Source organism: Streptomyces sp. NPDC059169 (assembly GCF_042755225.1).
In the GTDB taxonomy this organism is placed as follows: domain Bacteria; phylum Actinomycetota; class Actinomycetes; order Streptomycetales; family Streptomycetaceae; genus Streptomyces.
In genome coordinates, this window is record NZ_JBHZCF010000019.1 from 1 (window position 1) to 22522 (window position 22522).

General features: G+C 71.6%; 23 protein-coding genes and 1 tRNA gene. 10 read left to right on the forward strand and 14 right to left on the reverse strand.

The annotated features are described in order from the left end of the window. Positions 1 to 129: 129 nt before the first annotated feature. From ACFXOM_RS28955 to ACFXOM_RS28980, 6 genes are all read right to left on the reverse strand, one after another. Entirely contained in the window at positions 130 to 474 is a 345-nt protein-coding gene (locus ACFXOM_RS28955; RefSeq protein ID WP_385040202.1) for a hypothetical protein, read from the reverse strand. An 83-nt stretch (positions 475 to 557) separates the two neighbouring features. After that, complete coding sequence (locus ACFXOM_RS28960; RefSeq protein WP_385040205.1) at positions 558 to 980, reverse strand: hypothetical protein; 423 nt, start codon at positions 978 to 980, stop codon at positions 558 to 560. 173 nt (positions 981 to 1153) lie between these two features. Further along, a complete protein-coding gene (locus tag ACFXOM_RS28965; protein ID WP_385040207.1) occupies positions 1154 to 1942 on the reverse strand; it encodes a hypothetical protein in 789 nt (262 codons plus the stop codon). Between the two features lie 85 nt (positions 1943 to 2027). Then, a complete protein-coding gene (locus ACFXOM_RS28970; protein WP_385040209.1) occupies positions 2028 to 2393 on the reverse strand; it encodes a hypothetical protein in 366 nt (121 codons plus the stop codon). Positions 2394 to 2570: 177 nt separating this feature from the next. Further along, positions 2571 to 3701, reverse strand: a complete 1131-nt coding sequence (locus ACFXOM_RS28975) for a hypothetical protein (RefSeq protein WP_385040211.1) — start codon at positions 3699 to 3701, stop codon at positions 2571 to 2573. Positions 3702 to 3848: 147 nt separating this feature from the next. After that, a complete protein-coding gene (locus ACFXOM_RS28980; RefSeq protein WP_385040214.1) occupies positions 3849 to 4223 on the reverse strand; it encodes a hypothetical protein in 375 nt (124 codons plus the stop codon). A 262-nt stretch (positions 4224 to 4485) separates the two neighbouring features. Between ACFXOM_RS28980 and ACFXOM_RS28985 the strand changes: the two genes are divergently transcribed. The 6 genes from ACFXOM_RS28985 (at position 4486) to ACFXOM_RS29010 (ending at position 8705) form a co-directional block, all read left to right on the forward strand. Then, positions 4486 to 4998 carry a hypothetical protein gene (locus ACFXOM_RS28985; protein ID WP_385040216.1) on the forward strand — a complete coding sequence of 171 codons (513 nt, stop codon included), beginning with the start codon at positions 4486 to 4488 and terminating at the stop codon, positions 4996 to 4998. A gap of 68 nt (positions 4999 to 5066) precedes the next feature. Next, on the forward strand, positions 5067 to 5291 hold the full coding sequence (locus ACFXOM_RS28990) for a hypothetical protein (RefSeq protein WP_385040218.1): 225 nt from the start codon (positions 5067 to 5069) through the stop codon (positions 5289 to 5291). A 181-nt stretch (positions 5292 to 5472) separates the two neighbouring features. Further along, positions 5473 to 5847 (forward strand): hypothetical protein, encoded by a 375-nt coding sequence (locus ACFXOM_RS28995; RefSeq protein ID WP_385040221.1) that lies wholly within the window; start codon positions 5473 to 5475, stop codon positions 5845 to 5847. A gap of 89 nt (positions 5848 to 5936) precedes the next feature. Further along, positions 5937 to 6755 carry a hypothetical protein gene (locus ACFXOM_RS29000; protein WP_385040224.1) on the forward strand — a complete coding sequence of 273 codons (819 nt, stop codon included), beginning with the start codon at positions 5937 to 5939 and terminating at the stop codon, positions 6753 to 6755. Positions 6756 to 6945: 190 nt separating this feature from the next. After that, entirely contained in the window at positions 6946 to 7575 is a 630-nt protein-coding gene (locus ACFXOM_RS29005) for a hypothetical protein (RefSeq protein ID WP_385040226.1), read from the forward strand. A 260-nt stretch (positions 7576 to 7835) separates the two neighbouring features. After that, positions 7836 to 8705 carry a hypothetical protein gene (locus tag ACFXOM_RS29010; protein WP_385040229.1) on the forward strand — a complete coding sequence of 290 codons (870 nt, stop codon included), beginning with the start codon at positions 7836 to 7838 and terminating at the stop codon, positions 8703 to 8705. 80 nt (positions 8706 to 8785) lie between these two features. Here ACFXOM_RS29010 and ACFXOM_RS29015 read toward each other — a convergent pair whose 3' ends face one another. The 5 genes from ACFXOM_RS29015 to ACFXOM_RS29035 form a co-directional block, all read right to left on the reverse strand. Next, the gene (locus tag ACFXOM_RS29015) at positions 8786 to 9394 is read right to left on the reverse strand and encodes a 50S ribosomal protein L25/general stress protein Ctc (RefSeq protein ID WP_384939038.1); all 609 of its coding nucleotides are present in this window, start codon (positions 9392 to 9394) and stop codon (positions 8786 to 8788) included. A 189-nt stretch (positions 9395 to 9583) separates the two neighbouring features. Beyond that, complete coding sequence (locus tag ACFXOM_RS29020; RefSeq protein ID WP_384939040.1) at positions 9584 to 10558, reverse strand: ribose-phosphate diphosphokinase; 975 nt, start codon at positions 10556 to 10558, stop codon at positions 9584 to 9586. Between the two features lie 147 nt (positions 10559 to 10705). After that, a complete protein-coding gene (gene glmU / locus ACFXOM_RS29025) occupies positions 10706 to 12181 on the reverse strand; it encodes a bifunctional UDP-N-acetylglucosamine diphosphorylase/glucosamine-1-phosphate N-acetyltransferase GlmU (protein WP_385040232.1) in 1476 nt (491 codons plus the stop codon). Between the two features lie 114 nt (positions 12182 to 12295). Continuing rightward, positions 12296 to 12366, reverse strand: a tRNA-Gln gene (locus ACFXOM_RS29030). 6 nt (positions 12367 to 12372) lie between these two features. Continuing rightward, a complete protein-coding gene (locus ACFXOM_RS29035) occupies positions 12373 to 13245 on the reverse strand; it encodes a hypothetical protein (RefSeq protein ID WP_384945523.1) in 873 nt (290 codons plus the stop codon). A gap of 156 nt (positions 13246 to 13401) precedes the next feature. Between ACFXOM_RS29035 and ACFXOM_RS29040 the strand changes: the two genes are divergently transcribed. Further along, positions 13402 to 14730, forward strand: a complete 1329-nt coding sequence (locus ACFXOM_RS29040; protein WP_384939046.1) for a sensor histidine kinase — start codon at positions 13402 to 13404, stop codon at positions 14728 to 14730. A 191-nt stretch (positions 14731 to 14921) separates the two neighbouring features. On the opposite strand, the gene ACFXOM_RS29045 is transcribed toward ACFXOM_RS29040, so the two are convergent. Together ACFXOM_RS29045 and ACFXOM_RS29050 are read right to left on the reverse strand one after the other, a co-directional pair. Next, the gene (locus ACFXOM_RS29045; RefSeq protein WP_385040235.1) at positions 14922 to 15416 is read right to left on the reverse strand and encodes an SUKH-3 domain-containing protein; all 495 of its coding nucleotides are present in this window, start codon (positions 15414 to 15416) and stop codon (positions 14922 to 14924) included. A 10-nt stretch (positions 15417 to 15426) separates the two neighbouring features. Continuing rightward, a complete protein-coding gene (locus ACFXOM_RS29050) occupies positions 15427 to 15948 on the reverse strand; it encodes a YwqJ-related putative deaminase (protein WP_384939050.1) in 522 nt (173 codons plus the stop codon). A gap of 227 nt (positions 15949 to 16175) precedes the next feature. On the opposite strand from ACFXOM_RS29050, the gene ACFXOM_RS29055 reads away from it, so the two are divergent. The 3 genes from ACFXOM_RS29055 to ACFXOM_RS29065 all read left to right on the forward strand — a co-directional run bounded on the left by ACFXOM_RS29055 (position 16176) and on the right by ACFXOM_RS29065 (position 20847). Further along, on the forward strand, positions 16176 to 17177 hold the full coding sequence (locus ACFXOM_RS29055) for an SMI1/KNR4 family protein (protein WP_384939052.1): 1002 nt from the start codon (positions 16176 to 16178) through the stop codon (positions 17175 to 17177). A 6-nt stretch (positions 17178 to 17183) separates the two neighbouring features. Further along, positions 17184 to 19697: an SUKH-4 family immunity protein gene (locus tag ACFXOM_RS29060; protein ID WP_385040238.1), complete on the forward strand. Its 2514-nt coding sequence runs from the start codon at positions 17184 to 17186 to the stop codon at positions 19695 to 19697. A gap of 328 nt (positions 19698 to 20025) precedes the next feature. After that, positions 20026 to 20847, forward strand: coding sequence for a hypothetical protein (locus ACFXOM_RS29065; protein WP_384939056.1), 822 nt, complete (start codon positions 20026 to 20028; stop codon positions 20845 to 20847). 91 nt (positions 20848 to 20938) lie between these two features. Here ACFXOM_RS29065 and ACFXOM_RS29070 read toward each other — a convergent pair whose 3' ends face one another. Next, entirely contained in the window at positions 20939 to 22513 is a 1575-nt protein-coding gene (locus ACFXOM_RS29070; protein ID WP_384939084.1) for a cation acetate symporter, read from the reverse strand. Positions 22514 to 22522 lie beyond the last annotated feature (9 nt).

A 22522-nucleotide genomic window follows, 5' to 3' on the forward strand; every position in this document is an offset into this window, starting at 1 on the left:
TGGGGGGTGGGTGGTTGGTGTGGGGGGGGGGGTGGGGGGGTGCGGGTGGGGGTGGGGGGGGGGGGGGGGGGGCGTCCCCGCTCGGCCCCGCCCCCCCCCCCCCCCCGGCCGGTGGGGGTGGCTACGCGGTCACCGCGGCATGTCCGGCCCGATGCACGTGCACTCCGCGCGGCGGGCGAGCAACGTGCGTATCTCCGTCCAGGCGTTGTCACGCTCGCTCGTGAGGGCCTTGTGCCGGGCGTTGCGCTCCTCCGGGTGGGCGGCCCAGTAGCGAACCTCGGAGCGGTTGCCGGTCATCGAGCGCAGCGCGTTGTCGGCGCGCAACTCGGCCTGCTCGGCGCGGTAGATGGCCCGCGCGGTGATCCACGCGAAGCAGGTGGGGGCTTCGGGCTCCTGCATCCAGGAGCGGCGGCACTCCGGGTAGGTGGGGCGCTCGGCGGTAGCGGCGACGACGGCGGTGGCGGTGATGGACATGGGGCTCCTCGGGAAGCGTGTGGCGAGTGGGGGTGGGGCCGGGACGCGGCAGGTGCCACGCCCCGGCGAGGAGACCGGACCGGTCAGATCACGTCGGTGACGTCGTAGAAGCTGGCCACGCCTCGCGTGAACCGCTCCGGGGCGAGCTGGAGCCGCGTGTGCCGGACTTCGTCTCGCACGGCCTTCTCGTACGACAGCTCCGCCATGGCGCCCGTCTCGTGGTCGCTGGCCCAGTACCGCAGGACCGACCAGTAGTCGACGCCGTACCGGGTCCGCTGAGTCACCGGGTCGATGTACTCGACGAACCGAATGATCAGGATCGGCTTACCGTCCGCGCCGTTTACGACGGATTCTCGCTTGCCCTTCCCGCCCAGGATGTTGAAGCGGTAGACGTCGGCCTGTTCGCGGGGGACGTCGGTGGGGGCGCTGGAGTTCAGCACGGTGCGCATCGGCCCGTACTGCGCGGTGAGCTGTGCCAGGGGCTTGATAGCCAGGACAGCGTTCATCTGCGGTGTTCCTTCCTTCGGGACGTTGGCGGTGCTCTCCGCCAACACGGAAGACAGTACAGCAATGAGACTCTCATGTGTAGTACCCCATGGGAACGGGCGCAGTACGCCCCCGCGAGTCTCCTTGCTGCGCCATTCGAGACTCGCGGGGGAGCTGTCGAACTCGGGGCCGGTCAGGCTGCGGTGCCGTACCGCCCGGGGCCCTCCCGCCGTACGCCCGCCAGGAGGAGAACAACGGGCACGGGCACGGCCGTCGTGGGGCCGCTCGACGCCGGGGCCGGCACAGACCGCACGGTGACCTCCTGGACCGCGAACAACTCGCCCTGCTCCGGCTCCTCCGGCATCATCCGGGCCAGGTACGCGGCGACGTCCTCTTCAGGGGCCTCCGTCAGGTCGACGCCACCGACGTGCGCCCACACCTCGGCGGCCACGGCCCCATGCTGCTCCCACAGCGGCCGGGAGCTGTCACGCCCCGGGGAGTCCAGCACGCCCCCGCGCAGACCGCGCACCAGGGCGCTCAGGGCGTCCGCACGGAACTCCCGGGACCGTACGCGCATGGTCGACGCGTCCTCGTACTCCAAGTGCGGCTCAGCGGCCACAGAGCGCTTCCACGCCCCGAACGCCCGGACCGCGCGGGTGGCGAGACCTTCCACGGCGTCCAACACCCGCGTCAGGGCGGCCAGGTACCGGGCCAGAGCCCGCGCGCTGCCCTGCACCGTCAGGCGCCGGTCGTCGAGCCCGCCATACCGCTCGTCGGTCCCGCAGATCTCCTTGTAGTACGACCAGCGAGGGTTCAGGGCGAACGGGGTGGACGCCTCCACGCCGTGGACGTCGGCCAGGGTCCACGCCACGTCATGGTGCTGCTTCGCCCTGCGCTTCGACGCGGCGGGGAACACCAGGTCGACGGTGAACCGTCCAGGGGCCGACTCGTACGGGCGGGGGATCTCTACGTACGCGCTCACGCGCTCATTCCTTCCTCGGGGTACGGCGGTAGCTCTCCGCCGCGGGGAGGCCGGCCGCGGGACTGCGACCGGCACACTCAAGGGCTCAGCGGCTGCGCAGCACCCGGGCCAGTCGGGACCGAAGGGACTGGACACGCCCGCGCCGCTCGTACGCCCGGATCATCGCGGCGACGTCGGCCGGGTCCGGCGAGTTGTGCCAGATCACCTTGACGACCATGGCCTGACGCAGCTCCCCCGCCGGACGGTCCATCAGCAGCACCGCCCCGTACCGGTCGGACTTCCACAGCAGCCAGACGTGGTCCGTCTCGGAACTGCGCTCGAACTCCCCGGTGCGCATGGTCGGCGGCAGACCCAACAGGCGGGCCACCTCGTCGGCGAACGACTCGAACGTCCACCTCGGCGACTCGACGGCGTGCAGGTGGGAGCGGAGCCAGGACGGCAGCGCAGTCATGGGCAGGAACCTTCCTCGGAGCGGCGAACGGACCACGGCGGGCCCGGACGCCAAGACAGGGGCAACAGGGCAGACAGGCGGGGTTATGGGACTTCTGGGACCGTCCACACGCGCGCGGGCGCGTATGGGCCCGTGGGGCGCCGCCCGACCCCTTCGGCCGGGCGGCGCCGGGGCGGGTCAGGGACGGCGGTCGCGGATGTACTCGACGGGGACGGCGACGCTGAACCGGCTGCCGAGCACGCGGCGGGTGTTCTCGGCGGCGTCCTCGCGGCCGTCCCGCTTGCGGAACTTCACGACGATCGGCGGGTGCGCGGGGGCGTACCCGATGGGCGAGTCCAGTCCGGCCGTGATCGTCGCGGTGACGGTCCATCCGAGGCCGGAGTCGCTACGGCAGTGCACGCGCACGGTGGGCGTGCCGGTGGCGACGGCGGACAGCTCCTCGGGAGTGGCGTCGACGGCGTTGTACGCCAAGGCCGCGACGCGGATCTCCTCGGCGGTGCCGGGCATGTCCGTGCCGTGCATCCGGTGCGCACGGGGAGCTACGGCCAGGATCACCGCGCGGGCCCGCTCGACGGCGGCGCGCGCCTGGTCGTGGGCGGCGTTGCGGGCCCGAAGGTTCCCGGCGGTGCGCAGGGCCTCCCACGCCTCCTCGACGTCCGCGCGGGTCTCGAGGATCTCGAGGTGGTGCTCCGGGGCGGAGATCTTCCCCAGGGTGAGCAGGTGGCGGTCGAGGTTGGCGAGGTCGCGGGGCGCACCGCCGAGGGAGGCGTGCACGGTGGACTCGTACGCGGCCAGGGCGGCGTACAGGGTGGTGGTGTCGGGCGCGGCCAGGGCGGTCTCCTCGGCGGGGGCGGGGCGCTCCTCCACGGCGGCCGGGCGGGGCATGCGCCACAGGCGGATCGAGACCGGCTTGCAGCCCTGTAGGCGGCGCGTCTGCTGACGGTGGGAGAGGCGGACGGAGATGGCGTTCGTCAGGGCCTTGTCCCAGCCGCGCGGGTCGTCGTCGCCGCCCTCGGTGATCTCGTCGCGCAGCGCGTGAACCGCGTCGGTGGTCATGTGGTGGAGCTGTTCGCGGATGGCCCAGTACCGCTCATCCTCGGTGAAGATGACCCGTACGCCCTCGGACTCGGCGCGCTTGCGGATGATGCGGCGCACCATCTCCTTGTTCGCCTTGCCCTGCTCCTTGTCGGCGTCGCGGCTCATGACGGCGTCGACAAGGTCGTGGGTGACGACGCGGCCGTTGTGCTCCCTGGCAGCGATGAAGATCTGCAGCGCCATCCAGTCGGCGCGCTCCGTGGCAGTGATCACCGGGTGTTCCTTCGTTCGGGACGTCCCGGTTGCTCTCCGGGACTGGTGGGGTGGGGCGGTGCGCCCTGCGCCCGTACCCGGCGTGTGCCGGCCACGAGGGCGGGGCGCACCGCCCGCCGGGGGGTGGCGGCGGGCGATGCGGGTCTGTCAGGCGTCGAACTGGCCGAAGGTGATGGTCTCGGCGGCCTCGATCGCTTGGGCGCCGTAGAACTCCCGGCGGGCGAGTCCGGCGGCGTGCGCGGCGCTGACGGCGTAGACCTCGGTGAGGGTGTGGCCGGGGGCGGCGGAGAGTTCGGCGCGGATGTCGTCGCGCTGCATGGCGCGCTCAACGTCGTGGTCGGCGGCGCGCTCGACGTGAAGGACGTCGCGGGCGGGGCCGCGGTCCTGGCGGGTCCACTGGCCCTCGTCGTCGGCGATGACGAACCAGAGGGCGGTGAGCTTGCGGAGTTCGACGCGGTAGGCGGGGGCGCTGTCCATGTCTTCCGGGAGGGGTGCGGGGGTCTTGTCGAGGGACACGGGCATGGTGACTTCCTTCGTTCGGGACTTGCCCCGGTTGCTCTGCCGGGGCGCGGTGTGAACCACTGAGAGAACAGTACAGCAATGCGACTCTAGAGCAACAGGAGTCGCGTAAGAATCTGTAAACGTGCAGGTGAAGCGACATGGCCGCCTCCATGCCGATCTCATGGCTGTACTTTTCCGGGTCGGCTGTGTACGTTCTGGAGCCCCGCCACCCGGCGGCCCGGGGTCGAGCAACCCCGGGAGTCCCGAACGAAGGATCACCACCATGCGCATGCCGCGCCGCAACGCCCGCCGCTCGAACCCCGCCGCGCTCCTGGCCGCTGGAGCCGCCGTGATCGCCCTCGGCGTCCTGGGGACCCTCGGCGCCTCCGACGCCACCCCGGCCGACTTCGCGACCGCCCCCACCGTCACGCAGGCCGACGTGGTGGAGGCGTACAACGACGGCTGGACCGACGGACACGCCGACCTGATGGGCGACGACAACCGGGACGGCTACGTCGACGAGGACGAGTCCGGTTGGGACTGCGCCACGATGGGCAACCGTCAGTGCGGCCCCGGGGTCCCGCCGCAGTGCAAGGGGGAGACCGAGTACGCCGACCTGTGCGCGACGGTAGCCGGACGCCCGGCGTACGCCTGGACGGACGCCGACGGCACCCCGCACGCCGTGGCGGCCGGGCGGAAGCTGCTCGCCCGGCTCGACGCCGTCCCGGGCACCGAGGAGTTCGCCGCCGCGCTGTTCGCCCTGGACACCCTGTGGGCACAGCACAACGAGGACTGACCGCCCGTTGACCCCAACCGGGGGCGCACTGCTCGCGCCCCCGGCTGGCCCCCGGACAGGAGACCGCAGTGACCGCCGCCAAGCTCCCCGGGCGCAACTGGCTGCGCATGGTGCCCGCCGACTTCGACCGCGACGCCCCGGCCGCCCCGGACGCGGCCGACCGCCCCGTCCCCGCCGTGCCCGACGAGTGCGGCACCGTGCCGCTGTTCGGGGAGGAGTCGACGGCCGTGCGCACCCCCGATGCCCGTAGGCCGGCCGGGACGTTCCCCGAGCAAGCTGACACCCTGTTCTAGGCCGCGAGGACAGTGCAGCCGTGAGACTTCCGGCGCACATCGCGAACCGCGATGCTCGCCGTTCTAACTGCGAAACCTTCGAATCTTCCCGGGATCTTGTGGCGCCCGCGAGTCTCATTGCTGTACTATCAAGGGGTTGGCGGAGAGCACCGCCAACAAGTCCCGAACGAACGATCACCCCATGGCTTCTGTCGCCGCCCGCCGCGTACTCCGCGACCGCGTCCGCGCCAACCGCGCCGCCTCCGCCCAGCGCCGCACCGTCGCCCAGGCCGCCCGCCGTGTCCGCACCGGCGCCCGCTCCCTGGTCACCCACATCATCGCCACCGGCGCCGACCGCAAGACCGTCGAAGGCGTTGCTGACGCCCTGCGCACCGTCGCGAAGAAGAAGGGCGTCAAGGGCCGCCGCGCCCGCATCCGCCGCTCCTTCAACGGCGCCCGGAACATCGTCAAGACCGTCTACCGGTACACCCGCGCCCAGGTCGCCCAGATCGCCGCGCAGTACAAGCCGCGCAAGGCCGAGTACAAGGCCGTCCGCGCCGCGCTGATCGCCGCCTGACCGGCCCCTGACCGCCGGGGCGCGGCCCTCCCCCCGCCGTGCCCCGGCCCCCCACCTTCACCCAGCACACCCCGGAGACGGAGACACCCATGCCCGCCACGCCCAGCGCCATCGCCGCCGCCCACCGCGCTCGCACCATCGCCGCCATCGCCCGCAATCGCGCTGAGAACTCCGCGCCCGTGCCGAACGCTGAGGACCGCACCGCCCTGCTGGACATTGCCACCCTGCTGGACACCGCCGCTCACTCGCTGGAGACCGAGGAACCCGGCACCTGGGACGGCATCGTGATCACGAACACGATCGACTGGGACGCCTCGCACGCCCTTCGCACCGCCGACGAGATCGCCGCCGCTCACCCGGCCATCGGCTTCCCGCCCCGGTTCAGCCAGTACGTCACCGCCCCCGTGTTCGGCAACGAGGTCGACCTGCCCCCGTCGCTGCTCCCCGGAGGCCCCGTGCTGATCGCCAAGGAAGGCGACCTGTTCGCCCGCCTGCTCGCCCTCCACGGCCACTACCTCGCCGCCCCCAACGGCCCGGAGGACCAGGAGAGCATCAAGGCCGCCCTCGAAGCCGCGTTCACCCTGCACTGGAAGCACGCCCTCCTGGCGCAGTCCATCGCCGCCGACACCGAGCACCGCAGCAACCGGCCCGCCGTCCCGGCCGCCGTCGAGATCCCGACCCCGGGCACCCCCATGGCGCTGCGCCGCGCCCACGACGCCTACGGCCCGACCGTGACCTACGGCCTCAACGACCGCCGCCTGCCGTGCCACGTCAGCGACCAGGGCGTCACGCACCCCGCCGTCCGCATGGTCTCCCACCTCGGCGCCACCATCGCCACCTGCGACGACGACAGCCACCGCAACGCCGCCGCCGTCGCCGCGCGGGAGCTGTACGACTCCCTCAACTGACCAGCCCCGCCGGGCGGGACGCGACACAAGCCGCACCCGCCCGGCCCACTGGCCGACGGCCACACAGCCCGCCGCGCCCCGGGGCCGGACGTACGAGCCGCCCCCGGGCGCGACGCAAGCACCACCCGCATGACCACATCACCCGGCCGGAGAGCACCGCGCCGGATGTCCCGAACGAAGGAAGACCGCAGTGACCGTGTCCGCCATCACCCCCGCCGAGACCGCCGCGCCGCTCGCCGCGTTCCTGCCCGCCCGCCAGAGCGCCCGCTGGACCGTCGGCCCCGCCCCGTACAGCATCCGCAACAACGTCCCCACGTCCCGGCTCACGAACGGCCGTCACGCCCTGATCGTGGCCGAGGAAGCGGGCCGCATCGAAGTCTTCGCCGACCGGCCCGGCATGTTCCCCGTCCACCCCGACGTGGTGGTCGACGCGACCGACCCGGGCGCCGTCGTGACGCTCGCAGCTCGCGTGATGTTGTCCGTCCTCCCCGACCTCGACCGCGACCAGGCGCACGAGACCGGCCGCGCCAAGGGATGGGACCAGGTCCTCACCGACCGATGGGCGGAGCTGTCGGAAGTCGGGTACGCCCTGCTGGACCTCGGCGCCATCGTCACCCCCACCACGGGCATGAACGGCCCCGGCCTGACGTGGAAGTCCGCCACGGGCGGCACGTGGGAGCTGAGGGTGCACGGCCAGGACCGGAACATCACCCTGACCTACGACGGGCCCGTGAGCGGCCTGTACGCCTTCCTGTCGATCGTCGGGACCCCGTACGCCGGCACGAGGAGCGCGCCGGAAGCGCCTTCACGCGGCTCCTGACGGACCGCTTCACCTGGCTCAGTCCGGTCGACGACCACGAGGTCACGTTCGGCGCCCGCCGCTTCCCCTCCGGCTTCGTCGCGCTCCCGTCGACGGACGAGCCCGCCGACCACGCCGACGACACCCGGCGCGTGGTCGCCGAGATCGGCGCCCTCGGTGTCGACCTGCTGCTCGCCACCACCACGCACCTGATCTGACCCGCCCGCCAGGCCGCGCCCCCGGACTGCTCCCGGGGGCGGCCCCCTCGAAAGGCCCTCGCCATGACCCCGACCGCCACCGCCCCCGCCCGCCCCGTCTGCCCCGCCCAGACCCTCGCCGGACGCGTCGCCGCCCTCCTCCCGGAGCGCGCCGGTCTCCCCTGGACCGTCGAGCCCCACACCGCGTGGTGGACCGTCAGGTACCCCGCCGCCCGGCTTGTGCAGGGCGGCCGCGCCCTGGTCCTGGTCGCCCGCACCTGGGACACGCAGATCGGTTGGCAGCTCCCCGACCGCGAGCCGACCCGCCCCAACCTCCACCTCGAGAGCGTGAGCCCGGCCGTCATCGCGCGTGACGTGCTGCGCCTGGTCCTTCCCGTCCTCGACGACGAGGCCGCCGGACGCGCCGCGAAGGACGGCCCCCGCGTGATGGGGCGCCTGGAGCTGCTGAACGAGATCGGGCACGCGATGCGCCTGCAGGGCGCGGCGACGTACAACCGGATCGGTCTCCTGCCGAACACGTCCACCCTCGCGTGGGCCGCGCCGTCCGGCGCCCGGTACTCCGTCACCCTGCACGGCACGAACCCCGTGGCCGACGTCCAGATACAGGGCCCGGTGCGCGCCGTCGAGAAGGCCGTGACCTCCTTCCTGCCCCCGGCCGCCGACGGGCGCCCCGAGATCCCCCGCGTCCGCGGCCGTCTGCAGCGCCGCCTGGCCGCCGTCCTCGCCCGGCACGGGCAGGTCGAGCAGACCGACCAGGGCGGACTCGCGTTCAGCACCGGCACCGGCCCCGGCCCCGGCCCCGGCCCGTACGGGTACGCCACCCCGGCCGCCGACGCCCAGTCCCGCGCACACGACACGACCCCGGCGTCCGTCGACCTCCACGGCATCGGCGCGGACTTCCTGATCTCCCTGGCCCCGCAGCTCTGCCGCTGACCCGACCCTGGGGGGGAAGGGAGGGGGAGGGGGGGGGGGGGTCCGCGTCCCCCCCCACCCCGTCAAGCAGAGCGTACGACTCAGGCCTCGGCACCCTCGGCGCCCTCGACGGCCTCGCCCTCTTCTTCACCCTCGGCAGCCGGCTCCTCGGCCTGCGCGGCCAGGACCTGCAGCACGACCGCGTCCTCCTCGACGGCCAGGGTCACGCCGTTCGGCAGGGCGACGTCCTTCGCCAGCACCGACGCACCGGCCTCCAGGCCCTCGACGGACACGGTGAAGGACTCCGGGATGTGCGTGGCCTCAGCCTCGACCGGAAGCGCGTTCAGAACGTGCTCCAGCAGGTTGCCGCCCGGGGCCAGCTCGCCCTCGGTCGCGACCGGAACCTCGACGGTGACCTTCTCGCCGCGCTTCACCAGCAGCAGGTCGACGTGCTCCAGGAAGCCCTTCAGCGGGTCGCGCTGCGAGGCCTTCGGGATCGCGAGCTCCTTCTTGCCCTCGACGTCCAGCGCCAGCAGGACGTTCGGGGTGCGCAGGGCCAGCAGCAGCTCGTGGCCCGGCAGGGTCAGGTGGATCGGGTCGGAACCGTGACCGTACAGAACGCCCGGAACCTGGTCCGCGCGGCGGATGCGACGGGCGGCGCCCTTGCCGAACTCGGTACGGATCGACGCGGAGATCTTCACCTCGGACATCGGCACTCCTCGTAATGTGGTGACGAACAACAACGGTCACCCGGCCACGACTGGCCTGCTACGAAGAGCGCGTCGATAACGGACCGCCGTACACGAGTACGGCCTCCCTCGCCGAGCAACCCGTGCAGTCTACTCGGCGGGGAGGCCGCCCCAGAAATCGATCTCGCTCAGCGCCCGATCAGACCGGGCTCACTGCTCCTCGAAGAGGCTCGTCACCGAACCGTCCTCGAACACCTCGCGCACCGCGCGCGCGATCGTCGGGGCGATCGACAGCACCGTGATCTTGTCCAGCTCCAGGTTGCTCGGGTCGGGCAGCGTGTTCGTGAACACGAACTCGCTCACCTTCGAGTTCTTCAGACGGTCCGCAGCCGGACCGGACAGCACACCGTGCGTCGCCGTCACGATGACGTCCTCCGCGCCGTGCGCGAACAGCGCCTCCGCCGCGGCGCAGATCGTGCCACCGGTGTCGATCATGTCGTCGACCAGGACGCACACCCGACCCTCGACGTTGCCCACGACCTCGTGGACCGTCACCTGGTTCGCCACGTCCTTGTCACGACGCTTGTGGACGATCGCCAGCGGCGCGTCCAGGCGGTCGCACCAACGGTCCGCCACACGCACGCGACCCGCGTCCGGAGACACCACCGTCAGCTTCGAACGGTCGACCTTCGCACCCACGTAATCCGCCAGCAGCGGCAGCGCGAACAAGTGGTCCACCGGACCGTCGAAGAAGCCCTGGATCTGGTCCGTGTGCAGGTCCACCGTGAGGATCCGGTCCGCACCCGCGGTTTTCATCAGGTCCGCGATGAGGCGGGCCGAGATCGGCTCACGACCGCGGTGCTTCTTGTCCTGACGGGCGTATCCGTAGAACGGGAGGATCACGGTGATGCTCCGGGCCGAGGCCCGCTTCAGAGCATCGATCATGATCAACTGCTCCATGATCCACTTATTGATGGGAGCCGTGTGGCTCTGCATCAGGAAGCAGTCGGCACCACGGGCCGACTCCTGGAAGCGAACGTAGATCTCACCATTGGCGAAATCGAACGCCTTGGTCGGCACAAGACCGACCCCCAGCTGATGGGCGACCTCCTCGGCCAGCTCGGGGTGGGCGCGGCCGGAGAAGAGCATCAACTTCTTCTCGCCGGTCGTCTTGATCCCGGTCACAGCACTGTCTCCTCAGACGTGTTTCTCAGCTGACGATCAGCCCGTCCCTGGTGCGACGAGCCAGCCACGGCGTTCCAGCGGGGGACTTCCCCGGACCCTCGGTGTGCACGTATCACGGTACGCCGAGATCGACGCACCTGTTTCCGGTCAGCCTTCTTGCTCGACGACCTCTGCCGCCGCCTGAGCCGCCTGCGCGGCTGCGCTCCCCGGGCGCTTGCGAGCCACCCAACCCTCGATATTCCGCTGCTGGCCACGGGCGACGGCCAGTGAACCGGGCGGCACGTCCTTGGTGATGACGGAGCCCGCCGCGGTGTACGCGCCGTCCCCGACTGTGACAGGAGCAACAAACATGTTGTCCGAGCCCGTCTTGCAGTGGGACCCGATCGTCGTGTGGTGCTTGGCCTCGCCGTCGTAGTTCACGAACACGCTCGAGGCGCCGATGTTCGAGTACTCGCCGATCGTCGCGTCACCGACGTAGGACAGGTGCGGGACCTTCGTCCCCTCGCCGATCGTGGCGTTCTTCATCTCGACGTACGTACCGGCCTTGGCCTTCGGTCCCAGCTTCGTCCCCGGGCGCAGGTACGCGTACGGACCCACGGAAGCCGACTCGCCGATCACCGCGTCGTCCGCCACCGCGTTGTCCACCCGCGCACCACGACCCACCGTCGTGTTCCGCAGCCGCGTGTTCGGGCCCACCTCGGCGTCCTCGCCGATGTGCGTGGCACCCAGCAGCTGGGTCCCCGGATGCACGACCGCGTCACGCTCGAACGTCACCGTCACGTCGACCTGGACCGACGACGGATCGACAACCGTCACGCCGGCCATCATCGCCCGCTCCAGCAGCCGCTCGTTCAACAGCCTCCGGGCCTCGGCGAGCTGCACGCGGTTGTTGATGCCGAGGATCTCCCGATGGTCACCCGCGACGGACGCACCCACGCGGTGCCCGGCCTCGCGCAGGATGCCGAGGACGTCCGTCAGGTACTCCTCGCCCTGGCTGTTGTCCGTACGCACCTTGCCCAGCGCGTCCGCCAGCAGCTGGCCGTCGAACGCGAACACCCCCGAGTTGATCTCCCGGATCGCCCGCTCGGCCTCGGTCGCGTCCTTGTGCTCGACGATCGCGGTCACCGCGCCCGTGGCCGCATCGCGCACGATCCGGCCGTATCCCGTCGAATCCGGTACCTCGGCGGTCAGCACCGTCACCGCGTTGCCGTCGGCCGCGTGGGTCGAAGCCAGCGCCGTCAGCGTCTCGCCGGACAAGAGGGGAGTGTCTCCGCAGACCACGACCACGGTCCCAGCGCCGGAACCTCCCGCCTGGAGGGACCCCCAGGCCGGCCCCAGCTCCTCCAGCGCCATCCGGACGGCGTGGCCCGTGCCGTTCTGCTCGGCCTGGTAGGCGGTGCGAGTGCCGGCGTAGTGCGTACCGAGGTGCTCCTCGACCTGCTCGCTGGCGTGGCCGACGACCACGACGAGGTGCTCGGGATCGAGCTCCCTCGCGGCGGACACGACGTGCCCGACGAGCGAACGCCCGGCGATGTCGTGCAGGACCTTGGGGGTCTTCGACTTCATGCGGGTGCCCTCACCCGCTGCGAGGACGACGACGGCGGCCGGGCGGTTGGCGCTCACGGGATTGCCCTTCGGCTTCGGGTGGTGGACAACCGAAGGATACCGGGGGGTTTCAGGGGCGAAATGACCGCGGGTCCTGACCTAGGAGGTCAGGACCCGAACACAGCGTCCGTGCTCCCGGGGGAGGACTCGAACCCCCATGATCAGAACCAAAATCTGACGTCTTGCCCTTAGACGACCCGGGATTACCGCTATGTCCGATTTTCTAGATCGGCTGCGGATGCAGCCCCTACTATGCCGTACCACCAGCCTTCGATGCGACGGTACAGGTCGGCACTTTGTCTCACGTGGATGACGAGGCAGCCCCGGTAGCCCTCGCCCACGTTCTTTCGAACGGTCTTCGGGTTGTGCCGTTTAAGCGTGGTCCTGCCGAATGCCGTGTGGTCAGCCCCGACGACGTCAGCCCAGTACTGCTCCGCCGCGCGCACGTCGGCCGACTCGTGGATCATCACGTGAAACTTCAGGCGTGCTCGCTCGACCCCGACCAGGTCGAGCCACGCCAGGAATAGCGCGATCATCCCAGGGTCGCTATTGACGAAGGTGGCTCTTTCCCTGCGCGCATGGGGTTTGTCCTTGGTGCCCTCCGCCCAGTAGAGGCCCACTCCGACCAGGAACAATTCCCGCTCGGTCAGTTCGCCGATCTCCTGCCGGGCCGCCTCCTTCGTCTGCTGCCGCTCGGCTTCCCGGAGTGGGCGCTCGTGCGCCCAGCGCTTGTGTGCGGCCAATCGCGCCTGCTCCGCCGGGTCCAGACCTTGCGGCTTCGGCAAGTCCCGCACCCACAGCGAGATCGAGCTCTTCGAGCAGCCGAGCTCCAGCTGGATCTGGTCGTACGTCATCCCCTGCAGTCGCAGCTCCCGCGCCTGCTCGCGCAGGTCGTCCTTCGCGTTCGGGCGCTTCGTCCAATCCGGGGGCGGCTCGCCCTGTACGAGTCTGTTGAGGATGTCGTTGTTCCCGATGTGGAGTCGGTCGCGGATCTGGCGGAGGCTGAGGCCCTGTCTCCGGAGGGCGACGGCCTGCCCGCGGAGGTCTTCGACGTCGGTGCGCGGGGTGTCGGTTCTCGTCATGGCGACCAGGTTCCTCCGGGCTCAGCACCCGTGGATCGAAAGCAGAGATGATTCACCAGTTCGAGTGGTGGATGTGCGTTCCGTATGTGCGCTGTCACCATCGGTGCCGGTCGGGTGCCCGGAAAACCATTCGCGTGCTTCCGTAGTCTGGGAGACATGACCACAACGGGGGCACAGCAGGACGCTGCGGGCGCCGACGCCCGCGCTTGGTTGTGGTGGGGGCGGCGGCGCAGTGCGGTCCTGGACGTCACGCTTGCGCTGGTGTCGGCGCTCGAGTGCGCGCTGGAGGGTGTTCCGTTCGCGGAGACCTCCGGGCTGCCGGTGGCGTTCGGGGTCGTCTTCGGGCTGATCGCCGGTTCGGTGCTGGTGCTGCGGCGCCGGTGGCCCGTCGGTGTGGTGCTCGTGTCGATCGCGATCACTCCGGCCGAGATGGGCTTCCTGATGGGGATCGTCGGTCTCTACACCCTGGCCGCGTCGGAGGCGCCCCGCCGGATCATCGTCGCGTTGGCCGGGATGTCGCTGGTGGGGACGTTGATCGTGACGTTCGTGCGGACCAGGCAGGACATCGCCTCTGCGGACTTCGACCCGGGGTCCTGGTACGTGCCGGTGGTGTCGGCCGTGATGTCGGTCGGGATGACCGCGCCGCCGGTGCTGCTCGGTCTGTACGTGGGCGCGCGGCGCCGGCTGATGGAGAGTCTTCGGGAGCGGGCCGACAGCCTGGAGCAGGAGCTGTCGTTGCTGGCGGACCGGGCGGAGCAGCGGGCGCAGTGGGCGCGTACCGAGGAGCGCACGCGGATCGCCCGGGAGATGCACGACGTGGTGGCGCACCGGGTGAGTCTGATGGTGGTGCATGCGGCGGCCTTGCAGGCGGTCGCGTTGAAGGATCCGCAGAAGGCGGTGAAGAACGCTGCGCTGGTGGGGGACATGGGCCGGCAGGCGTTGACGGAGTTGCGGGAGATGCTCGGGGTGCTGCGGTCGGGTGAGGGGGTTCCGGTCAGGGCGGTCGAGCCGGTGCCGTTGGCGGCGGTGGGTGCTGCGGCCGCCGCGGCTGCGGCCGCAGCCGCGGGGGTTCCGGGGGCGGACGGCCCGGCCTTGGCGGATCTCGAGCGGTTGGTGGAGGAGTCCCGGCAGGCCGGGATGTCGGTGGAGCTGGTGGTGCAGGGGGAACTGCGGGAGTACCGGCCGGAGGTGGAGCAGACGGCGTACCGGGTGGTGCAGGAGGCCCTGACCAACGTGCACAAGCATGCGGCGGGTGCCCGGACGTGGGTGCGCGTGGCCCATCGTGAGGCGGAGATCGCGATGCAGGTGGAGAACGGTCCGTCGGAGCGGGGTGTGGCGGACGCGGGTCTGCCGAGTGGTGGGAACGGCCTGGTGGGGATGCGGGAGCGGGTGTCGGCGTTGGGCGGTGTGTTCGTGTCGGGGCCTACGGAGGCGGGCGGGTTCCGGGTGTCGGCGGTGCTGCCGATGGGGGTTTCGGCGGTGTAGAGCTTGTGGGCTGGGCGTGGTGGTCGTGGGGTGCACGGGGCGGCGCGCTGCCGTGCGCGGGCTCGGGCGCCGGGTGCGGGGGTCTGAGTTCGCGGTGTGTGGGGCGGTGCGGGGTGTGCGTTGTGTCCGGCGGCCGCGTGGTGCGGGGCGTGCCCGGGGCGTGCGGTGGTCTGTGGGAGGAGAGGGCGTCGTCAGGACGTGCTCAGGCGGGCGGGCAGGACGCCGGCGACCAGGGCGCCGAGGGCTTGGTCGAGGTCCGGGCCGAGGTACCAGTCCCCGGTGTGGTCGAGGCTGTAGACGCGACCTTCGGTGTCGATGGCGAGGACGGCTCGTGCGTCGGCTTCTTCGCCGAGGGGGGCGACGTCGGTGTCGAGGGCGCGGCCGAGGTCCTTCAGGGTGCGGGCGAGGTGGAGTCCGGCGAGGGGGTCGAAGCGCACGGTGGTGGGTGCGGTGTGGCGGCCGGGGCCGGGTGGTGCGATGAGGAGGGTGCCGAATTCGGCCCAGGCTTCGATCGCCGCGGGGAAGACGGCGTGGCGGTGGCCTCCGGGGGAGACGTGTTCGCGGAGGGTGTCGGCCCATTGTTCGGCCTGTTTGATGTTCCAGCGGCCCGGTTGCCAGCCGGCGTCGCGGAGTGCGGCGTCGACGGCGACGGGGAAGCGGGTGGTGCTGAAGGGTCGGTCGGGCATGTGTGCGCGTTCAGCCGTTCTCGGTGCGGGTCGGGTCGACGGTGCGGACGCCGAAGTGGGACAGCATGGCCGTGCAGCTGCGGCAGGGTGCGGCGTAGCTGCCGTGGAGGGGGTCGCCGTCCTCGCGGATGTGGCGGGCGGTGAGTTTGGCGTGTTTGAGGGAGCGCCGTGCTTCGCCGTGGCTGAGGGGCTTGCGCTGGGCGCGTTTGGAGCGTGCGGCGTCGGCTGCGGTGAGGTGGCGGGAGAGCAGTATCGCCTCCGGGCAGCGGCCGGTGAAGCGCTCGCGCTGTTTGCTGGTGAGGGTGTCGAGGAAGTCCTTGACGAGCGGGTGGAGCGCGGGGGCCTGCTCGCCCTTGCCGGCGGTGCAGGTGAGGGTCTCGCCGCGGACGGAGAGTGCGGCAGCCACGGTGGGCAGGATGCCGTCGCGGCGGAAGCGGAGTACGGGTGGTCGGGCGGCCTCTTCCGCACTGCTCCAGCTGAGTCTGGGGTCACCCGCTGTGGCGGCCGGTGCGGTGTGTGGTGCCGTGTACATGGTGCTGTTGTCCCTCCCTGCAATCCCCCGAGTTGCGTGAACAGCCTGCCAAATGGGGTGGCCGGTAAGGAAGCGGGGTTGCTGAATCATGTGCCGTGTCGTGGCGTTCCGGGCTGAGGGTCACGTGATCGTGACGGTTCGTTACGGAAGTGGAGCGGGGGTGGGCCCTGTTGCCCCACCGCATAGGCTGTGGTGAACCAGCCAGATGCAGCAGGGGGCAAACCGCCATGACGACAGGTCCGACCGGGCTGGGGGCATCCCCCGGCCCTCAGGGGGCTGCCGCGCCGCCGAACAAGGCCTACGCCGGGCAGGTCGTGCACTTCCCGGATCCGGTGCGGGCCGCCCGTCACCCGATGGGTGTGTGGGTGGACGAGAGGGGCTATCCGGACTTCTCGCCGTATGCGCGGGCGGCCGTGGAGATCGCCGAGCCGCCGGGGGGGTTCGGCGTTGATGAGCTGCGGCTCACCGATTACGTGTCGGCGAACGCCGCGTTGCACGCCGCGGGCCACGAACTGTGGGACACGGTTCCGGCGGTGGCGACGCCGCACGGCTGGACGTGGCATCACGTGGCGGGTTCGCGCCGGTTGGAGTTGGTGCCGACCGAGGTCAAGGCGTTGTTGCGGCACCACGGTGGGATGGCGACGGCTTCCGTGGACCATGCGAAGCGTGGTACGCGTCCGTTGCAGGAGACCCGGCCGACCCATTTCGGTCTGCCGAAGCGGTCCGTGTCCGTGAGCGAGCAGCAACTGCAGGGTGTGGAAGAGGACCTGGGGTACCGCCTGCCGGGTGCCTACCGTTCGTTCCTGAAGGCTGCGGGTGGTTGCGCACCCGTGGGTGCTGCGCTCGATCCGGAGCTGGGGTTGTTGGTCGACCAGCCGTTCTTCACGGTGCGTGAGGAGGCTGCGGTCAACGATCTGGTGTACGTCAACAAGTGCCTGCGCGACCATGTGACGAAGGACTATCTGGGTGTCGCGTTCGTCCAGGGCGGGTTGCTGGCGGTGAAGGTCCGCGGTGGCGGTGCGGGGTCGGTGTGGTTCTGCGCTTTTGACGACGCCCGGGACCGGGACGGCTGGACGGTGGCGGAGCGCGTGGAGCGGTTGCTGCTGCCGTGCGGCGACGACTTCGATGCGTTCTTGTCGCGGCTGGCGGGCCGTCCGCCGGAGCTGGAGACCGTGGCGAACCTGATGGTGGACGGTGGCTTCGTGCGTGCCGTTCCGGTGGGGGAGTGAGCTTCGATGGTGACGTTCGCGCAGGCGCAGGAGCGCGCGGAGGAGTGGGTCAACGGGGACGTGCCCGCGTACCAGCACCGTGAGGTGCGGGTGCGGGAGTTCGAGCTCGGTTTCGTGGTGTGGGCGGAGGACCGTGCGGACGGCCCGACGTCCGACGGCGGCCGTCAGCGGCTGGTGATCGCCCGGGACAGCGGGGAGGCCACGTTGTGGCCGGGGCTGCCGGTCGGTGAGGTGATCCGTCGCTACGAGGAGGAGTACGGGGCTCCTGAGGTGGGGGCGGCCCCTGTTGCGCCGCAGTCGGAGCGTGTCGATCTGAATCAGACGTCGTTCCTGCTGAGTCCGCCGGAGTGGTTGCAGGACGCGGCGGACAAGTCGGGCGTTCCTGACCGGCGTTCCGCTACGGGCGCCGTGCGGGCGCAGCCCGCCGGGGCCGGTGAACCGCAGGACGGGCCGTCCGGGTCGTCCGGTGGGCGGGACTCGTACGTGGGTGGTGACGGGGGGTCGGCTTCTGCGGATGGGGCTCCTGCCGGAGCACACGCGGGTGGCGGGGCAGTTCCGGCTGCGCCGGCTGTCCCTGGGGGCGCTCCGCAGGTGCCCGGGTCATCGGGCGTGGGTGCGGACTGGCCTGCTGCGGGGAGCGGCGGTACGGGTCAACGGCCAGCTGCTCCGGGGGACCCGGCCGGTGCGGGCGACGCCACTCCGTGGGCCGGTACGGACACGAACGCCGGGCCGGGGGACGGTTCCGTGCCGTTGCCGGCGACGGTGTTCGCCCCGCCGTTGTCGGGAGCGGACGACGATGACACCCCGCCGCCGTCGGTGGGTGCGGACGCGCCGACCGCGTTGATGTCGGGCGGTAGCCAGCTGCCGCGCACCAGCGTTGCTCCCCGGGTGGGGCAGGAGGGCCCCGAGGCTCCGGCGCCCGAGCGTCCGTCGGCCGGGGACATCGCCGATGCCGCGACCAGCAAGGCCACTCCGCCGCCGCGTGCGGCGCGGGGTGGCGGGGTCGCGCCTCCGCCCCCGCCGGGCGCGCCCGGCGTCCCGGGCGTCCGGCCCGGCGCGGCTGGGCCTTCCGGTGCGGCGGCTCCGGGGGCGCCGGCGGGCGGGTACGTCCCCACGCAGTTGGTCTCGCAGCTCGGTCCTGACGGGCCGCAGCAGCCGGGCTCGGCCGCGCCGCGGCCTCCGGGTCCGCCTGGTGTGCCGAACGGGCCGCAGTCGCCTGGTACTCCTCCGGGTGGTGTGCATCATGCGGCGACGGTGTTGGCCGGTCCGGGGCAGGTTCCGGCGTCGGGTGGGCCGCGGCCTCCGGGTCCGCCTGGTGTGCCGAACGGGCCGCAGTCGCCTGGTACTCCTCCGGGTGGTGTGCATCATGCGGCGACGGTGTTGGCCGGTCCGGGGCAGGTTCCGGCGTCGGGTGGGCCGCGGCCTCCGGGTCCGCCCGGCGTGCCGAACGGGCCGCAGCCGCCGGCCGCTCCGGGCCCCGTGGCGGCCGCGCCGCAGGCGGGTCCGCCGCCTGCGTACGGCTATCCGCAGCAGCCGCCCGCCGGTGTGCCCATGGTCGGCCCCGGCTACCAGGCGGTGCTGCGCTACCGTGCGCCCGATGGCTCCGAGCAGCAATTGATCCGCCGCTCGGCGCCCGGCACGCCGCACCCCGAGTGGCAGATCTTCCACGAGCTGCGCGGCATGAACATCCCGCCCGACCAGGTGCTGGAGCTCCACACCGAGCTGGAGTCCTGCGAACTGCCCGGTGGTTACTGCGCCCGGATGATCCGGGAGACGTGGCCGCAGGCGCGGATCACCAGCATTGCCCCGTACGGCAAGGACCATGCGGGCCGTCGTGGAGGCATGCAGCAACTTCTCACGCACCAGGGCGAGTTGCACCAGGTCGCGGACGGCCCGGCGCGCCCGGCGCCGGTGCGCGCACCGCTGCCGCAGGTGCAGCCGGTTCCCCCGGTTCCGCCGGAGGCGCTGGCCCAGGAGCTCGTGGCGGCGTTCGGGCCGCAGGGCATCTGCCGTTTCGACCAGCGGGCGGTGTCGCGCCAGGGCGTGCCGGACGTCGTGGCGCGCACTCTGGTGTGGGCTGGTCTGCCGGCGGACTTCGGACCGTTCTTCTGGGCGCAGCCGGCGCAGCCGGTGGTGCCGACGCTGGCCGAACTGGCGGCGCAGCGCCAGGTGCAGCCGGCTTCGGACGCCGGTTCCTACCTGGTGGTGGGCACCGACTTCGGTCGCGCGATCTGTGTGCAGTACGGCACGGCACACATCGTGGCGGTGCCGGTCGAGGGCGGTCCGGGTGGGCAGCCGGTGGGGCCGCAGTTCGTGAACAGCGGGCTGCCGGAGTTCACTCGCAGTCTCGCCCTGCTGGGTCGGATGTGGCGGCTTCGGTTCGGGTTGAACCCGGAGCAGGCGGGCCGCTGGACCGTCGATTTCCAGGCGCAGCTCGCGGCGCTCGATCCGGCGGCGCTGTCGTCGGCGGAGAGTTGGTGGTCGGTGCTGTTGGAGCAGTTGTGGGACGGTCTGCTCTGAACCGCTGAACCGCTGAACCGCTGAACCGCTGAACGGCGAGATCGCTGAACCTCTGAACGCACGGCCTCCTGATCCGCGTCAGTGCCCGCCGTGCCGCAAGGGTCTCGCGGCGCGTGGTCGATCCACCGAACGGGCCGGGTGCCCGGTCCCCCGCGTCAGGGGCCGGGCACCCGGCCCGCTCGTACGGGGCGGAGTGTCGCCTATGGTCATTTCACCCCGGTAGAGCAGGATGTGCCGCGTATACCGCTCCGAGGGGGGTTCAGGGATGCCTGCGGAACCTGCTCGTTCCTTCACCTGTGTGCGTGGCCGCGGTTACCGTCCGGATCAGGTGGACCGGTACGTCGCCTTGCTCTCCCGGGACCGCGATGACGCGTGGGAGCGGGCGGCGCGGCTGACCGTGCTGGCCAGGGAGATGGAGTCGGAGCTGGAGCGGTTGCGTCAGCTCGTGTCCGCCGTCGTTCCGCAGGACTACGCCTCGCTCGGCCGCGGAGCGCAGAGGATCCTGGCGCTCGCGGGGGAGGAGGCTTCGACGCTCCTCGGCGTGGCGCGCGAGGAGGTCCAGCCGCTGCACGCTTCGGCGCGGTCCGCGGCCGCGTGCGTCCGGGACGGTGCGCGGGAGCAGGCGGAGGAGGTTTGCGCGGAGGCGGACGTGTACGCCAGGCGGGCCCTGGCGGGTGCTCAGCGCACGGCGGAGCAGCTTCTGGGGGCGGCGTGCGCGGACGCGGAAGCGGCGCGCAGGGAGGCTGGCGACGTGCTGGTGGAAACGGCTCGCCGTGCGGCGGAGATGCTGCACGAGCAGGAGCGGGAGCACGCGGCCAGGGAGGGCGAGGCCGAGCGTGAACGGGTGGTGCAGGAAGCGGTGTTGACGGAGCACCTCGGGGAGTCGACCGCCTATGTGGAGGCACGGCTCGCGGAGGCGCGGTGGGCCTATGCGGCGGCGGAGGAGGCGGCGCGTCGCGGTCAGGAGGACGCGGAGGTGCTGGCGGCCCGGCTCGTCGCGGAGGCCGAGGGCGGTGCGGCGCGGATCGCTGAGGAGACCGACCGCGTGCTGCGCGGGCACGTGCAGCAGGCGGAGGAGATCCATGCGCACATGGCGCATATTCGGAGCAGTCTCGCGAAGCTGACGTACCGCCCGCCGGCGCGGGGCTGACGGGCGGTACCGCGCGGAAGCGGGCCGGCGTGGGGGGCGTCAGGCACCGCTGTGGGGTTCACGGCCGGGCCCGCGTACCCGGCCGTCACGGCTATGCGTTGCGGGCGGGGGCGGCGCCCGCCAGGATCGTCGGTTCCACTGCTTCGTACCGCGCCTGCGCCGTGGTGTCGCGGACGGACAGGACGGTGCCCAGCCAGCCTGCGAGGAAGCCCACCGGGACGGACACCAGGCCGGTGGTGGTGAACGGGTACCAGCTGAAGTCCTCGTCGGGGAAGACGGCCTGTGGTGTGCCGGAGACGAGGTCGCTGCCGGTCATCAGGACGAGCACGGCGGCGGTGCCCGCGATGAGGGTGGCGAGCAGTCCCGTGCGGCTGTAGCGGCGCCAGAAGAGGCTGTAGACGAGTGCCGGGGCGACCGCGGACGCGCCGATGCTGAAGGACAGGGTGACCATGAGCTGGCCGTTCCAGTGCCGGCCGAAGGCGGCGATGGCGATCGCCGTGAGTCCGACGCCGAATGCGGCGGCCCGGGCGATTCCCATTTCGGTGGAGTCCCGCAGGGCGGACCGGCGCAGCCCGTGGGCGATCAGGTCGTGGGCCAGGGTGTTGGCGCAGGCGAGCGTGATTCCGGCGACGGACGCCAGCAGGGTGAGGAAGATGGCCGTGGTCACGGTGGTGAACAGCAGGGTTTCGAGCGTGGATGCGTCGGTTCCCAGGACGGCCTGGCTGACCATCAGGAAGGCGGTCTCGCCCTGGGGGTCGGCTGCGACGAGCCGGTCGTGCCCGACGAGGGCGGCGGCGCCGAAGCCGATGACGGAGATCAGCACGCACATGACCACGACGACGGAGACCGCCCAGGACATCGAGCGCCGCACCCCGGCCGCACTGCGGGAGCTGAACATGCGCATGGTGATGTGGGGCAGGACGCCGGCGCCGAGGACGACGGTCAGTTGGGAGCTGATCATGTCGACGCCGCTTCCGCCGAACTGCAGGCCGGAGGCGACGTATGCCTCTCCGGTCCGACTGCCGTGTTTGGCGGCGTCGAGCAGGGCGGGGAGGTTGAAGTCGTAGCGGTCGAGGACGAGTACGGAGACGGCGGCGGCCGCCCCGAGCAGGACGACGGTCTTGACGATCTGGATGAAGGCGGTGCCCTTCATCCCGCCGATCGCCGCGTACACGATCATCAGGCCGCCGAGGAGCACGACGGAGCCGGTCTTGAAGCCGTCCGAGTGGAAGCCGAGGACGACGGCCAGCAGGTCGCCGGCGCCGGAGAGCTGGAAGATCACCAGCGGCAGCAGTGCGGCGAGGGTGACCGCGCAGGCGGTGATCCGGACGGCGGGGCCCGGCGTGCGGCGGGTGAGGACGTCACCCATGGTGAAGCGGCCGGCGTTGCGCACCGGTTCGGCCAGCAGGAACATCATCAGGACGAGGGAGAGCACCGTGCTCAGGGCGAGCACGACCCCGTCGTACCCGACGAGGGACACGACGCCGATGGTGCCGAGCACGGTGGCCGCGGAGATGTAGTCGCCGGAGATGGCGAGGCCGCTCTGCATGGGGGAGAGCGAGCGGTAGCCGGTGTAGAACTCGCCCAGGTCGTCACGGTCGGGACCGGTCATCACGCACAGCAGCAGCGTCACGGTGGTGACGGCGATGAAGGCGACCAGCGACATCGTTTGGAA

Bases quoted from the DNA above. Each gene is read 5' to 3' on its own strand.
- ACFXOM_RS28955 (WP_385040202.1), bottom strand. From the start codon at position 474: ATGTCCATCACCGCCACCGCCGTCGTCGCCGCTACCGCCGAGCGCCCC.
- ACFXOM_RS28960 (WP_385040205.1), bottom strand. From the start codon at position 980: ATGAACGCTGTCCTGGCTATCAAGCCCCTGGCACAGCTCACCGCGCAG.
- ACFXOM_RS28970 (WP_385040209.1), bottom strand. From the start codon at position 2,393: ATGACTGCGCTGCCGTCCTGGCTCCGCTCCCACCTGCACGCCGTCGAG.
- ACFXOM_RS28980 (WP_385040214.1), bottom strand. From the start codon at position 4,223: ATGCCCGTGTCCCTCGACAAGACCCCCGCACCCCTCCCGGAAGACATG.
- ACFXOM_RS28985 (WP_385040216.1), top strand. From the start codon at position 4,486: ATGCGCATGCCGCGCCGCAACGCCCGCCGCTCGAACCCCGCCGCGCTC.
- ACFXOM_RS28995 (WP_385040221.1), top strand. From the start codon at position 5,473: ATGGCTTCTGTCGCCGCCCGCCGCGTACTCCGCGACCGCGTCCGCGCC.
- ACFXOM_RS29000 (WP_385040224.1), top strand. From the start codon at position 5,937: ATGCCCGCCACGCCCAGCGCCATCGCCGCCGCCCACCGCGCTCGCACC.
- ACFXOM_RS29010 (WP_385040229.1), top strand. From the start codon at position 7,836: ATGACCCCGACCGCCACCGCCCCCGCCCGCCCCGTCTGCCCCGCCCAG.
- ACFXOM_RS29015 (WP_384939038.1), bottom strand. From the start codon at position 9,394: ATGTCCGAGGTGAAGATCTCCGCGTCGATCCGTACCGAGTTCGGCAAG.
- ACFXOM_RS29035 (WP_384945523.1), bottom strand. From the start codon at position 13,245: ATGACGAGAACCGACACCCCGCGCACCGACGTCGAAGACCTCCGCGGG.
- ACFXOM_RS29040 (WP_384939046.1), top strand. From the start codon at position 13,402: ATGACCACAACGGGGGCACAGCAGGACGCTGCGGGCGCCGACGCCCGC.
- ACFXOM_RS29045 (WP_385040235.1), bottom strand. From the start codon at position 15,416: ATGCCCGACCGACCCTTCAGCACCACCCGCTTCCCCGTCGCCGTCGAC.
- ACFXOM_RS29050 (WP_384939050.1), bottom strand. From the start codon at position 15,948: ATGTACACGGCACCACACACCGCACCGGCCGCCACAGCGGGTGACCCC.
- ACFXOM_RS29055 (WP_384939052.1), top strand. From the start codon at position 16,176: ATGACGACAGGTCCGACCGGGCTGGGGGCATCCCCCGGCCCTCAGGGG.
- ACFXOM_RS29060 (WP_385040238.1), top strand. From the start codon at position 17,184: ATGGTGACGTTCGCGCAGGCGCAGGAGCGCGCGGAGGAGTGGGTCAAC.
- ACFXOM_RS29070 (WP_384939084.1), bottom strand. From the start codon at position 22,513: ATGTCGCTGGTCGCCTTCATCGCCGTCACCACCGTGACGCTGCTGCTG.